Origin of the sequence: Bacteroides propionicigenes, assembly GCF_018390535.1 — a bacterium.
Lineage (GTDB): Bacteria > Bacteroidota > Bacteroidia > Bacteroidales > Bacteroidaceae > Bacteroides > Bacteroides propionicigenes.
The window spans coordinates 96,976-110,148 of sequence record NZ_JAHBBW010000011.1 but is presented as its reverse complement, the minus strand read 5'-3'; the positions used below and the strand labels follow the sequence as shown (position 1 = coordinate 110,148).

Annotated in this window: 15 protein-coding genes, 1 pseudogene and 1 CRISPR repeat array; all 16 genes and pseudogenes read right to left on the bottom strand. The window is 48.2% G+C overall.

The annotated features are described in order from the left end of the window. Window positions 1-2: 2 nt before the first annotated feature. Entirely contained in the window at window positions 3-1,025 is a 1,023-nt protein-coding gene (locus tag KG118_RS13495; RefSeq protein ID WP_005647133.1) for an LPD29 domain-containing protein, read from the bottom strand. Window positions 1,026-1,037: 12 nt separating this feature from the next. Beyond that, on the bottom strand, window positions 1,038-1,247 hold the full coding sequence (locus KG118_RS13490) for a hypothetical protein (protein ID WP_005647134.1): 210 nt from the start codon (window positions 1,245-1,247) through the stop codon (window positions 1,038-1,040). Window position 1,248: 1 nt separating this feature from the next. Then, window positions 1,249-1,881, bottom strand: a complete 633-nt coding sequence (locus tag KG118_RS13485) for a hypothetical protein (RefSeq protein WP_005647136.1) — start codon at window positions 1,879-1,881, stop codon at window positions 1,249-1,251. Then, window positions 1,878-2,465: a hypothetical protein gene (locus KG118_RS13480; RefSeq protein ID WP_005647137.1), complete on the bottom strand. Its 588-nt coding sequence runs from the start codon at window positions 2,463-2,465 to the stop codon at window positions 1,878-1,880. Before KG118_RS13480 ends, KG118_RS13485 begins: the two co-directional genes overlap by 4 nt. Window positions 2,466-2,502: 37 nt before the next feature. Beyond that, window positions 2,503-3,432: a hypothetical protein gene (locus tag KG118_RS13475; RefSeq protein ID WP_005647139.1), complete on the bottom strand. Its 930-nt coding sequence runs from the start codon at window positions 3,430-3,432 to the stop codon at window positions 2,503-2,505. A 90-nt stretch (window positions 3,433-3,522) separates the two neighbouring features. Beyond that, entirely contained in the window at window positions 3,523-3,810 is a 288-nt protein-coding gene (locus tag KG118_RS13470; RefSeq protein ID WP_005647140.1) for a hypothetical protein, read from the bottom strand. Between the two features lie 20 nt (window positions 3,811-3,830). Then, window positions 3,831-4,199, bottom strand: a complete 369-nt coding sequence (locus KG118_RS13465) for a hypothetical protein (protein ID WP_005647142.1) — start codon at window positions 4,197-4,199, stop codon at window positions 3,831-3,833. 12 nt (window positions 4,200-4,211) lie between these two features. Further along, window positions 4,212-4,526 (bottom strand): hypothetical protein, encoded by a 315-nt coding sequence (locus KG118_RS13460; protein ID WP_005647143.1) that lies wholly within the window; start codon window positions 4,524-4,526, stop codon window positions 4,212-4,214. 20 nt (window positions 4,527-4,546) lie between these two features. Then, a complete protein-coding gene (locus tag KG118_RS13455) occupies window positions 4,547-5,044 on the bottom strand; it encodes a hypothetical protein (RefSeq protein ID WP_005647144.1) in 498 nt (165 codons plus the stop codon). Window positions 5,045-5,055: 11 nt separating this feature from the next. Further along, window positions 5,056-5,256, bottom strand: a complete 201-nt coding sequence (locus KG118_RS13450) for a hypothetical protein (RefSeq protein WP_034530148.1) — start codon at window positions 5,254-5,256, stop codon at window positions 5,056-5,058. 15 nt (window positions 5,257-5,271) lie between these two features. Continuing rightward, window positions 5,272-8,274 carry an N-6 DNA methylase gene (locus tag KG118_RS13445; RefSeq protein ID WP_117616066.1) on the bottom strand — a complete coding sequence of 1,001 codons (3,003 nt, stop codon included), beginning with the start codon at window positions 8,272-8,274 and terminating at the stop codon, window positions 5,272-5,274. Between the two features lie 79 nt (window positions 8,275-8,353). After that, window positions 8,354-9,295 carry a hypothetical protein gene (locus KG118_RS13440; protein WP_008777842.1) on the bottom strand — a complete coding sequence of 314 codons (942 nt, stop codon included), beginning with the start codon at window positions 9,293-9,295 and terminating at the stop codon, window positions 8,354-8,356. An 18-nt stretch (window positions 9,296-9,313) separates the two neighbouring features. Next, the gene (locus KG118_RS13435) at window positions 9,314-10,141 is read right to left on the bottom strand and encodes a DUF4121 family protein (RefSeq protein WP_005647149.1); all 828 of its coding nucleotides are present in this window, start codon (window positions 10,139-10,141) and stop codon (window positions 9,314-9,316) included. Between the two features lie 510 nt (window positions 10,142-10,651). After that, window positions 10,652-11,388: a CRISPR direct-repeat array (repeat unit 47 nt; unit sequence GCTGTTTCCAATGGTTCAAAGATACTAAAATGAAAGCAAATCACAAC). A gap of 196 nt (window positions 11,389-11,584) precedes the next feature. Beyond that, window positions 11,585-11,866 (bottom strand): annotated as a pseudogene (locus tag KG118_RS17515) (hypothetical protein); the annotation flags it as partial. After that, window positions 11,841-11,993, bottom strand: a complete 153-nt coding sequence (locus tag KG118_RS13430; protein WP_158561002.1) for a hypothetical protein — start codon at window positions 11,991-11,993, stop codon at window positions 11,841-11,843. The gene KG118_RS13430 and the pseudogene KG118_RS17515, both read right to left, overlap by 26 nt. A 22-nt stretch (window positions 11,994-12,015) precedes the next feature. Further along, window positions 12,016-13,173, bottom strand: coding sequence for a MalY/PatB family protein (locus KG118_RS13425; RefSeq protein WP_117712381.1), 1,158 nt, complete (start codon window positions 13,171-13,173; stop codon window positions 12,016-12,018).

The window sequence follows — 13,173 nt, the reverse complement described above, 5'->3', positions numbered from 1 at the left end:
GTTTAATTGATTACTGTCTGTTTGGTTTGCCATTGCCGATGGGCGGTGATGTATTCCTGGCGTTCCTTCTCCAGTAACGCTTCTGCTTCGGGAGTGTAGCCGATAAAACGAATGTAACCGCCGTTATATCCGGTAAGCTTGCACCGAATACCGGCTTTCTCCAATTTGTCGATCCGTTTCTGAGCCAGTTTCGCGCTTGAATAATCCTTCGGCCAGAAATAATGCTCTCCGTGTGAGCCGTAATGGTCTTCTCCGAGTATCATTTCGCCGGAATGCCTCCTGTGTTCGATGAAATCAAAGCGGGCTGTGCCCAACGCCTGCCTGATGGCCTTATGTGCCGGACCTTCGGGATGCTTGAACACTTCCGGCTTGTCCTTCCCCTTGCAGTCAAGTTTCGGCAGTTCCACCTTGTAAGGCTTCCGGTAACTCCCTATAGCCAATGTCAGGTAGAAATTGGTATGGAAATAATCCGTCATCGCATCGCTGTCATCGAAGTTGTATGACATGACAAAGTCACAGACATTCAGCATCACCTCCTTGGCACGGTCTGTAAGATCGGGGTTCCGCTCTATGTTGTAGTGGTTGATATGATCCTGTACTTTGCCGGATTCCCTGGTGAACGCCTCAAAGTCCGCACTCATCAGTTTGATGTAAATGGAATTGTAGTTCTCCCGTCTGACGGAGAACTTATATCTCGGATAGGTTTCCTTTAGCCAGATTCTCACAAGTTCTACGATTTCAGGGGCATGTTGCCCTTTGTAGTTGCGACCTTTCCAACGGTATTCATTATACACGTACTCGGTATATTCCTTTGCCGTGGCACCCGGATAGTCATGTTCATACCCGGTTGATGCGGCAGAGACATCCGGTTTGTCTTTCCAGACTTCAAAGAGCCTTTCAAACTCGGTGTTCACCTGTTGCATGATGGCAGTGTCACCACCCTTGTCCGGGTGGTGCTGCAATGCCAGACGGCGGTATTCCTTCTTCAGGTCCGCCAATGAATGTATGTTATGAAAATAAGCCATAGCTATAGGTATTTATGCCCCTGCGAGGCGGTTGATAAAATATTCCTGGTTGTCAAGGTCAAGTCCGAGGTTGCTGCACGCCATTTCGATGTCATCTTCCCTCAGGTCGTCCGCCTCCTGCAACTCGCGCAGGTACCGGATTTCAGAATCCAAGTATTCCTGCGCTTCCATATGGCTGCAACTGCATGAGTTGCTAATCTGTTCAATGATGTTAATCTGCATATTATTCGTTTTTAGAATTATACCTGTTGTAAATTTCCCGTTTATGTTCGTAGTCCCGGCTGTTCCACCATTGGTCTGCCGCATCAATGAATGTCTGCGTGTTTTCGGAAGGCGGAGAGTCACAGACTTTCAACCCTGTGATTTGTTCCTTTGTTTCAAAACCGCACGACTCCCACCAGCCCTGCATCTTTTGTGTGAACTCCGCCTTAGTACAGAAAAAGACCTGAACGCCACATTCTTCGCACCATTTCCCATCGCACCACAGCCCGTTATTGTCATCATGCACATAGCTGATACGTTCATCCGTATTGGCGTTTATCCATGCTTGGATTTCCAACTGCCGTGAACCGCATTCTTTACAGACAAGGATGTCGGAATCGTCCGGCTCTTTTCTGAAAGCCCTGCCGTCATAGAGTGTAACGGCACGTTCCACGAGTAGTTTCTGGTTGTTTTCCGATAACTCGGCAAAGAACCGTTCCGCCGCGCCGAATATGGACTTGTCCGCCAATGCGGACCATTTATCCCAGAAGTGCCGGTACATATCTCCAAATACGACCTTGCATTCTTCCTTGCTCCAGGCGTTCCACATATAGTAGAAGAAGCTGGAGACAGCATTTTCCGCTTGATATTTCATTGTTCTTCAGCTTGTGGTTCTACTTTTTTGCTCTCTTCCAGTTGCTGCCATACAGCCTCATACATTCCGGAAAGCCAGTCGATGTTGCTGGCTCCGAGTTCGAACGGGCTGTAACATTCCACTTCATCACCGCTTTCTTTCTCTTCGGCAAGGACGGTCAGGCTGCTGTCCGTTACCCGGAGTCCTGTCACCCTGCATTCGTAGGGGTCTCCGTTCTTGCCAAACCATATCACCCAGACCGGGTCATAATCCTCTTCCGGAAACCGTATCGCGTTCATGGCATGGTCATGGAGCAACTGCCGTATCGCTTCGATGATGTCTTTTCGCAGTTCTTCGATCCTGTCTCCGAACACCGACATGGGGGATTTCCCGCCTCGCTGCCTTACGGAGAGAACCTGCAAGTCCGGATGACAACCGAACTTCCAGTCCGTCACTTCATCGTCATCCCGCGTTGTGTGGATGTTGCCGCCCAATACCAGACCGCAGTCTTCCGCCACCATGCTTTCCGCTTCTTCACGGTCTTCCGCCACCACTGTGTAAGTACCCTCGAAGATGTACCTTACTTTTACATCATATTTTCCCATAATCTTCTATGATTTGATTGTTGATCAGTTGATTTTATCAGGATACAATGCGAACCGCATCCCCGAAAAAGGAGTCGTCCACCCCATATACATGCCGGACCGAACAGTCATATTTGGAACGTTCGTCATCCAGCCGGAAGCGGAAACCATGATAGTCCTTGACTTCCAATTTCAGCTTTACGTCCCGTTTCAGTTCCATTTCAAGCAGGCTTCCACCACCATACGTCGAACTGAAAAGTCCGCAACAGTTGCCTTTGGGGATAATGACCTCTTTCAATGAAAAGTCGGCTTCATACAGCTCTTTCAGGCTTACCCTGCCGATGTAAGTCAGCAGGTTCGCCCCGCAGCAGGAATTGATAAGTTCCTCGTAGAATTGTTCGTAGGAAACCTGCTCCTTGCCGTTCCGGTTCTTACGGTTCGGGAAACGCCCGTAAGCCCTGTAGCCGTGTTCTGTCAGAATTTTCTTTACCCTCGCCGGATTGAGGTTAAGGCTGTCCACCATGTCCCCGAAGTAGGATTCCTCGTACCTGTAACCGCCTTGCGATTCAAACCGGTTGGAATTGATGCAGTCATAGTTGGAAAGCATTTCCACACGGATGGGGATGTCATCCGTATGCCTTACCAATTCCTTCACCACGTCCGAATCGTTGCGGCTGTAAATCTCGTCACGGATTTCATCTTCGTATTCATCGAAGAAGTCATCGACCGCTTCCCCGTCAAAGTCATGGAATACGGCACATTCCTCTTTCAGTTTCGCAATAATCTCACGGACAGCTTCCCATTCGGCATCGCTGTACCACTCGTCTGCCTTTTCCCACAAATGTTCGCGGCTCTTGCTGTCAAGGCATTTTTGAATCAGTCCGCAATGATTGTCAAGGTTGTCATTGTAGTCCGTCCATATTAGTGTATAGGCCGGTTCCATCAGGGATTTGATGAAATCCAATGTCAATGTTTTCTGTTCATCCATTTCTGTTACCTGTGTACGGCAGGATTCCTTTTCCCGTACATACCGTTATAAATGACGGAAGCGGCCTTCAAGCCGCCTCCGTGTTGTTTCCTAACCATACAGTTCCTTCACGATCTTGTCATATATTTCCTTTGCCATTTCCGTATTCCGGTTGAAGTGGAAATAAGCCGTGTATCTGTATCCTGTTCTTGGCACTCCTCCGCACTGCTGTATTGCCCTGTCTATCTCCCAGTCGATATCACCTATGCCAAGAGATATGCTTGTGCCATGCAGCATACACCGTGCGAGTTTCAATGCGGAATCTGTCTTGTCTTCCTTGCGCAACCGGTCGAAAGCCATCAGCGCGATTTGTCTGTTTGAAATCTTTATCTCTTCCATATATTTTGCATCTGTTTGGGTCAGACAATCCCGGTAAGTTGCCTGAATCGCGCAACTATTTCATTGCATTTGCTTTGGGCAAGTTCCTCATATTTTTTGCAAATGGCACAGTATGCCTTCCAAGGTTGGCCTCTAAGCTCGTGCTCGTATGAGGACCTGACCAATTCCGGATATTCTTCAAAAAGTGTCTTGAATGCTTTACGCCATTTGCGCCCTTGCCACAATCCGTTTGCTATCAATGTTATGAATTCAAACATCTGTTCGTCTGTTTTCACATCCAATGCATAAAAATGGTCTGTTGTCGGCCACACGTTGTTGGAATGCTGCCAAGTTTCTATCTGCTTGGTTTTGGCATTGTATGCCATTCTTGTAATTACCTGGTGACTCATATTGATATGTTTTTAGTTCATTACCGTATTGTCTCTTTTCCTGTCACGGCTTGCCAGCATCCCGAAATGGATGCTGAATATGCGCCGGCTGAAGCAGAGCGGCGAGTTGTATTCCACCCGTTGCCACAGGGTAAAGTGGTTGTCGGAGAATGACCATCTGAAATATCCTGACAACGAGCCGAATAGCGGATTGGCATTCCTGTTTATCAGGAACCTGTTCACATCCACGATGTGCCCTGCCGTCAGGAGAATGTTCAGTATCTCCACAAACGCCATTTGCGAATAGGGGTCAACCGGCATTACCGGTCCTTTGAAGTTGATTTCCATCTTGTATATGTTTATATGCTTTAATCGTAATTGTCATCGAATACCTCGAAACGGGGAATACCCGTGTCGAAATAGTTGCTTGATATGCCCGGACAGTACAGCAGGCTGTCATCCCCGCTGTCCGGGCAAGGCTCATCGTCGATATAGGCCGCATTTCCATAAAGTTCGATATAGTGCGCCACCAGCAGGTGCGGGTCTTCCGTACTGATGTCATGCCCGTAACGGTCACACCAGTCGAAGAAGCAATCCTTGTCGGGTTCCTCCAGCTGTTCCATCGCCTCCCTTATCTCGAAGAAGTTGGGACACAGCCATTCCCGGTTGATGAGCAGGTCCGGGATTTCCTCCCATTTCGTGTACCTGTATTCCGGAGTTTCCTCTTCGGGGAACAGTTCGGAGCAGGTGCACAGGAATTCCCCCATGTCGCCGAAGTCGGACATTTGCAGCAGGTTGTCTTTTTCCTGCCCCATGTCTATGAGATGCTGCGTGGTCACTGCCACTTCTGCCTGATTCAAGTCCATGATATTCTTCATTATAGTTTATGATTCGGAACCGGGGATTTCATTCCACAGGCTCCAAAAGGTCCGCACCCCGGCAGTGCAGGGTTTTTCGGGAAAATACCGGAGCCTCCGGCGAGGATGATTTTCCCGAAAACCGCTTGCGGCATGACCTTGCCCTGCCGGTAAGGGGGCGGGCTACCTTTGCCTGTGGAATGGAATCTGCGGTTTCTCATTTGTTTTTCCATTTTTCAGTTCATGATGCGCTGGCTTCCCCAGCTGATATGTATTTTCCCTTCGCTGTCACGCTCCCTGACCAGCAGGCTCTCGATGACGGACATGGTGACGTCGAACTCCTCGAAGATTTCCGACTGTTCCTTTACTTCGCCCGTCTTGATGAACTCGTTCAGCCGCTCTTTGGTAAGCACCAGCGCCATCAGGTTCTGCTCCACGGAGTCCTTGTAGGTGACATAATGCACGTCCTTCAGCTCTTTGGAGTCGAGACGGATGAAACGGAAGTAGAACTGCTCCATCTTCGGGATGTTCCATTGCAGGGATTCAAGTATCACGTCGTTGCAGGTGGGTATGTTCACCGAACTGCTCAGGCTCTGCTGCGTGCATACCAGTATGCCGTTGATGGTGGAATCGAACTCCGTCACGATGCTTTGCCGTTTCTTGAACGCCACGTCGCCCTTGACCACAAATACGGGACGGTCAGGAAAACATTCGCGGAGACGGCTCTCGTAAAGGTCGAATGCGGCTATGGACGTGCAGCCGACAGCCACTTTGCCGGGTATCTTCCGTACCAGCCTTTCGATGTACCTTGTCTTGTTCGGAATCCCGTCTCCGGAATAGCCCTCTATCAGGTGTGGGACGGAGCAGGCCTTGATGAGCAGCTTGATCTGGCGCATAAGCCGGAGTCCGGCATCCTTCTTTGCATCCCCCGTGCTGTTGTAATACAGTTCGCAGATGCGGCAGAACTCCTCGATGATGACACGGTAAACCTCACGCTCGCTGTCGGACGGGCTGACGGTATGTGTCCGTATCTTGTATTTTTCTCCTGCAAAGTCCCTGAACTTGCGTGTAATGACGGTCTTCCCGATAAGGCCGGCCAGCTCCTCCTTGTTATAGACATCCTGGTTCTGCTTCTCAATGCCGAACACGGTGGATTTCCCCGGACAGTGGCAGGCACGGAAAAGCACATGCCCCCTGAAAGCGGGGAACGGCTCACCATAGTGCGGATTGTTATCTTCCTCTATCTCCTTGTCCCTGTTCTCGTGGTACACCCGACTGCTCCAACAGACCATGTTTATGGAATTGTTATACAACAGCTCAAACTGGCTGTACAGTTCGGCGATGTTGTTGCGTGTGGTCGTACCGGTGTCGAGTATCTTGTATTTGAGGCGGCGGAAGAGACCGAGGATATGCCTTGTACGTTGTGACGACGGGTTGGTTATCTCGTCCGACTCGTCGAAAACAAGGCACAGTTTTCTTGAACTGCGTTTGACGAACCTTGCCATGCCCCGTTTCAGCTTGCCGAGCATGGAGGTGGATAGGACGATGAACACGTCTTCCGGCACAGTTTCCAGGTCGGCATTGTTCCTTGCCACCCGGAACTGTTCCCTGTTTATCGAGAGGAAGGGTATCCATGTCATATTGGTGGCGATGGCAGGAGCCAGTATGATGACATTCCGTACTTTGCGGAATTTGAGCAGGTATTTGGCACGATGGTACACGGCGGCAGTCTTGCCAGAGCCTTGCTGCCAGTTCAGCAGCGCGTGGCGTTTCTGCAAGACAAGGTTCAGGTCGTGTTTCTGGAGCGTGGTAAACTCGCAGGTCTCGCCGTCCTTGTTGATGAATGCACACCGGTCCAGGTATTCTTTCAGCCTGTCATCTTCTTCCATTTCCGGGAACAGCCGGTTCTGCATTTCGTACTCTCTCCGCTTGCGTCGGATCAGTTTCTCCGCCGCACGGATTTGACGCATGTTCTTTTCTGTCGGCACTTCCGGTATGGGCAGTTCAGTACGTTCCAGCACGAGGTCGTTGATACTTGCCGCCTTGTGCGGAACTTTGTCAAGGAGTCGCGGAGCATATTGTTTCAGTTTGAAGCCGTATGAGGTCTTCACCAATGCCACTTCCTTGCGAGGTACGGTATTTTGCGAGGTGATGTACCTGCGGATGACGGCAAGCACTTTCTTCGGGGTCAGTTTGTTCTTCTCCCATTGCTCCACCTGCTCCCGCGTGGCGTTCTCAGGCGGTTTCTGGTTACGGAACTTCGTGACCAACGCTTCCGCCTTGTCTATATGTTTGTTCAACTTGGCGTGCGCCTTCAGCTCGTACATGTACTTGGCAAGTTTGTACTCGAACAGCTCAAGTTCTTCCTTGTCGATCCGGTTGGTTTCGCGCATCAGGTCGAAACGCAACCGGTGTTTCATCGCCCTGGCCTCGCCGATGCGCTTTTTCAGCTCGTCCGCCGTTATGAATTCTTCCGCGTTGTAAGCCTGCATCTTGATGTGGCCCGATTTACGGAGAAATACCATGATTTTCGTATTGAAGTCATGGACTCCGACTGCGGCAAAGGCTGACGGGCCCAACTTCGTCTGACCGACAAATGAGAATCTGCCGTTTATACCGGCTATCCGTGTCTTCTCCCAGAACCCGCTCTGCATGAAGGAACAGGGCACGATGACCATCAGGATTCCTGCCGGATTGAGCACATCGTAAGCCTTGTCCATATAGTATTCCTGCGACAGTTTGTAGTCGAACTTCAAGTTAAAAGGAGGATTGCCGATGATAACATCGAAACGTTGTTCCGGATAGTATTGCCGGATGTCGCATTTCTCGATATGGGCTTCCGGGTAGAGGTATCGTGCGACAGACACGGCCTTGCCGTCTATGTCGAAGCCGTAGGCATTATGCGGGTTGGGCAGATGGTTGAAGAAATTGCCCATACCGCAACACATGTCAAGAACCATTTCGGATGAGACAGGACACAGCATATCCACCATGTCCCGGCATATTTCATGCGGGGTGAAGAACTGTCCCATCTCGAACTCCTTCTTCGCTTCGGCATACTCGTGGTAGCTGGCAAAGTCGGACTGTTTGAGGTTGTGCAGCCCTCCGATACCGGTATAGCAGTTGTAGATGCTCTCCGCCGGAATGAGGTCCTTGCCGGAGTCTATGGCGAAAAGTATCTTCTCGTTGACTTCGGCACGCATACCTTGCGGTATCTGTTGGGGGATGATGGCATACATGACTTTATCTGTTTATCGTTAAAAATGAAAACACCCCGCAAGGATTGCCTTACGGGGTGCTGTGTAAATCTTATCATGGTCAGTTTTCTCTTAGGGTGATTTCATCCAGATGCAGACGCTTGAAACAACTTTCGGCTGCCGCACTGTCCTTGAACCGGACATCGATACGTCCGTTCTTGTAGAATCGGATTTGCTCGGCATTGGTGGTCGTAAGGTCGTACCAGTCTGTGACAGAAATGTCGTTGTCATCAAAACGGATAATCATCTTTGAATTTCCATTCAGTATGTCATCCGCACCGTAGGCAATGCCGGCACACAGGGTTTCCAGTTCTCCGCCGTAGTTGTAGGAGATTCTGTTCCTTTGGTTGTATTGCATGGAAAAATCGTCGAAACGGATGATTTCGGGAAAGATTATCTTGTCCTTCTTCAACTCCGTCTTGACTTTGCTCCAGTATGCCGGTCTGACAACTTTGCTCAGGCGTGCGAGCAGTTCTTCCACGGCCGTTTCCCGGAAACTCTTGCCGCCCAAGTGTTCGATGACTACATCTACATATGTGTCATAAACAGGACGGAAGCCCATCGGAAGTTTTTTTTCGTCTATTTTATACTCAGGAACCGACACTTTGTAAGTCCTGTTGAAATAAGAAATGATGCGGTTCGCAAAATTCGCGTTGGCGTTTCGGTTCTTATCCACCAGATCGTTAATCAGATCAAACGGTTTGAACTCGTTGTGTGAATAGTCTTCCCTGTCGTTATGGTAAGTGTAGAAATCACGCATGGAAACCTTGCCGTTTTCTTCGTAATGGAACTTACGTTCGGCTTGGTATTGTTCGGCTTCTTCCTTGAAGACGGCGTACCAGCGGTCAATCTGGTCGAGTGTCTTGTAAAGCAGGTTTTGCTGCGTCTGGCAATAGACACGGTCCTGTTCCGTAATCTTGTCCTCGTTTCTCACTTGTACGCTCAGAATGCCTTGAAGCAGGTCGGGAGCGTTGCCGGCCTTGGGTGCTGTTGTCGTTTGCATATCTGTTAGGGTTAAATGTTAAAAATTATCCGGTTTAATCCGGTAGAAATAAGTGATGTGCTTTTCCATGTCCTTGACTATCTTGACCTGCTCGGGATGGAAGTTGAGCCTCCTCGTTTCGATCGGGGCATTAAACGTTTCCCATTCGGCGGAAGGTAAGAACACATATTCCCGACGGAAACACCATAACACGATTTGATTATCCCAATTTCCCTTGAACACCGTTCCTTCGTAGTCCTTCAGGAACTGCCGGAACTCGGCTTCGTCCCGAAAAGCGATGTCAAAGCCTTGATAGAGATTGCCGTTTTCCGATTCCTCCCTTTTGTGTAGGTAGAACTTCCGGTAGGTCTCGGTCGTGAAATCTCCATACCTGGGATTGGGTTCGGCATAAAACCATAACGGTACCTTAGCCAGAAATGACACCGAACCGTTGGCGCAAGCACCGCAATGCCCCCAGTCCTTGAACACCCCTTCCGTCCATTTCAGGAATTTCAGTTCCTCCGGATTCACGGAATGGAATGCGCCTCCGCTGACACTCAGACGGATATTGCCGTCCTCTTCCCACACGAAAGGCACATACGGCTGTTCGCATACGGAAAGATATCCTTCTTTTGCACTCCTGCTGTCAATAAGGGCGTTTCCGTAATAATCCCCGTGTTCGGTTACATATACCAGCCTGTCGCCGATTTGAGGTGTAATTTCGGAGCGTGTCCGCTCAATGAGTTCAACATAATTGTTGGCCATATCCACATCTTTCTGTGTCAGCCAATGCTGGTGGTCGTATGAAACATTCCGCTCTCTGAGTGTTTCGATACTGTACTTTTCTTTTGTTACCTGCTGTGACATAACAATTTATTTTTAGTGATCCGGCTTTTCGGGGCCGGAGTTCCCGTAACTACAGGCCATAAAAGGTCGTGTCCCGTACATGCAAGGTTGGCGGGAAAAATACCGCAAGCCCTCCGGGCGAGGATGATTTTTCCACGACACCCGGAGGGCTTGACCTTGCTTGTACGAGCAGGACACGGGTTACCTTTGCCTGTGAGTTACGGGGATTCGGCTACGGTATGGCTGTCATGTCCGCTGTATATGTTTCTTGAAATGACCGTGATATTTTATGCCCGAAAATTACCGGCAATCACGAAAAAATGCTACCTTTGCATCAAGAAAAAAGAGTTATTTGAAAGCATGAGGAATATAGTGATTCTAAACAGCTTGGAATTTTCTTATCCGTTGCCCGTTCTCATGCGAGTTTTCTACAAAGCGTTGATAATCAAATAAGATACTTCAGATTACAACAAATATACTAAAATGAAAGCAAATCACAACGCATTCGTGCAGAGAAAGAAGTGAATACGGGCTGTTTCCAATGGTTCAAAGATACTAAAATGAAAGCAAATCACAACCATCTGCAATACGTACTGTAAAATATACTGCTGTTTCCAATGGTTCAAAGATACTAAAATGAAAGCAAATCACAACTATATCGAACAGGTTTGCGCTTTGAAAACGCTGTTTCCAATGGTTCAAAGATACTAAAATGAAAGCAAATCACAACTCACGACTTGGTAGATGTTGAGACTGGTGAGCTGTTTCCAATGGTTCAAAGATACTAAAATGAAAGCAAATCACAACTAACTTCCAATACTCTTGACATTTATGATGCTGTTTCCAATGGTTCAAAGATACTAAAATGAAAGCAAATCACAACCATAAGGAGCGAAGACAATCTGAGCAACTCGCTGTTTCCAATGGTTCAAAGATACTAAAATGAAAGCAAATCACAACTCCCTGCCGAAGGAACTGAAGACCTGGAAGGCTGTTTCCAATGGTTCAAAGATACTAAAATGAAAGCAAATCACAACCGTCTATAAGTTCACATCGTGGCAAATGAAGCTGTTTCCAATGGTTCAAAGATACTAAAATGAAAGCAAATCACAACCGTCTATAAGTTCACATCGTGGCAAATGAAGCTGTTTCCAATGGTTCAAAGATACTAAAATGAAAGCAAATCACAACCCGATATATCTCCGTCAGCGTCCTGTATTCGCTGTTTCCAATGGTTCAAAGATACTAAAATATAAACAAATTAATAACATTGTACGACCTAAAACTTTGCGGTTTGCGCTGTTTCCATTCTTCCGCACTTTCTAATTTTAATTGGATTACATTCAATATGGGAGGTTTTTTATAAAAAATATGGGGAGTTTTCTTTTGATAATATAAAAGTAAGGTAGCTTCTCCGTTCTGTTAGTAGCAAGTTACGGATCTACTACCTTATTTGTCTATTCTTTAGCGACCTACTTGACGTTGCTGTTCGGCATTGTGCCGGTCTCCGATAACGGGAATGGCAGCTACAGCGTTCTCCGATTCTTTTCATTCTCCGGAGGTTATCTCGTGTACGACCGAATGTTTGCAATATATTCACGATGCGGATGTTTATACGTATCGCTTCCAGTTAGGGGACAAATAGCGTAAGCTTTACGGATTGTCTCGGTGCTGGTAGAACATTGGCAGCGAATCGAGTTGCAAGCGATGGAGCGACTCTTTACCGTAGCGGCGGATGGCCTCCGGCTATCTGTTTTGCTTTCGCTGCAAAAGCCTTATCCAATCCGGCAGGCATAGTTGATGCTATTCTGGCTAAAGTTGCCGTCTTAAGAAATCTACATCGATTGATTCTTTCTTTGTTATCTTCTTTCATAGTATTCTTGTTTTTCAATTTCTTATTTCAGTACACGAGCTATTCGTTCCAGTCCGTCGGCAAGTAACGTCCGGGGACAGGCAATATTCAGTCGGATAAAGCCTTCTCCGCCGGGACCGTACATCGTACCGGAGTTTACCATCAAATGCTGTTGCTCTTGTAGCTGCCGGGTCATATCATCCGAACCGATACCGGATACACGGCAGTCAACCCAAACTAAATAGGTCCCTTCGAGCGGTAACACGTGATATTGCGGTAACCGTTCGGTAAAGAAGTGACAAAGGAATTCGTAGTTCTTCCACAGGTATTTCCGCAGGGCATCAAGCCATCTGCCACCTTTATTATACGCTGCTATTGTCGCAATGACACCAAACGGATTGACATCGCACACTTCGTTGATATTGATGGCATGGTCGATACGCCGACGCAGTTCCTCATCGGCTGCAATGATATTGGCTATTTGCAAACCTGCAAGGTTGAACGCCTTGCTCGGTGAAATGCAGGTTACGGAATTTTGTTGGAAATGCTCGGACAAGGAAGCAAAAGGTGTATAATTATGGCCGTTATAGGTCAGTTCGCAATGAATCTCATCCGCTACAACGAATACTTTGTTTCGCAAACAGATGTCGCCTATACGCTGCAACTCTTCGGGAGTCCAGACCCGTCCGACCGGGTTATGAGGATTACACAGCAGTAGAATTTTCGCTTTCGGATTGGCGGTTTTCGCTTCGAGATCATCAAAGTCTATCGTGTATCTGCCATCCCGATAGATCAATTTATTGGCAGACAACTCGCATCCATTGTTACGGATGGACGAATAGAAACAATTATAGGCAGGAGTCTGGACAATGACCTTGTCGCCCGGTTCGGTCAGTGCCTTGATGATTGCCGACAGAGCTGGTACGACACCGCTTGTATAGACAATCCACCGAGAATCCACCTGCCAGCGATGCCGGTTTCCAAACCATCGGACTACCGCATCGTAATAAGTATCGGGTACTTTGGTATAACCGAAAACACCGTGCATTACCCGTTCCTGCAAAGCCTCGATAATATCCGGAGTCGTGCGGAAATCCATATCCGCTACCCACATAGGCAATGTGTTTTCTTCTTCGGAGGTATCCCACTTGTAGGAGCTTGTCCCGCGACGCGGGACGATTGTGTCAAAATCGTATTCCAT